This window comes from Parendozoicomonas sp. 2304DJ65-17 (assembly GCF_058148445.1).
The window spans coordinates 1-288 of record NZ_JBYVJV010000042.1 but is presented as its reverse complement, the minus strand read 5'-3'; the positions used below and the strand labels follow the sequence as shown (position 1 = coordinate 288).

The 288-nt window shown below is 49.7% G+C and carries 1 protein-coding gene; it reads right to left on the bottom strand.

Annotated elements, in window-relative coordinates; all coding sequences use genetic code 11:
- Positions 1-288, bottom strand: a 288-nt coding sequence (locus ACY2RR_RS24465) for a ribulose-phosphate 3-epimerase (RefSeq protein WP_490110816.1), incomplete at both ends; no start/stop codon positions are given.

Here is a 288-nt window from a genome sequence, read left to right as displayed (position 1 = left end):
CCATCACGGATCATCTGCAGGCTGCGATCAATATGATCAGATGCTTCAGCATGGAAAGTAATATAACTGGCGCCCGCCTTCAGGAACTCTTCGATCATCCTGTCAAACGGAGTCACCATCAGATGTACATCGATAGGCGCAGTAATGCCGTAATCCCGCAGTGCCTTGCAGACCATAGGGCAAAAAGTCAGGTTGGGAACATAATGATTGTCCATCAAATCGAAGTGGATAATATCGGCTCCGGCATCCAGCACAGCCTGTGCATCTTCCCCAAGCCGTGCAAAATCG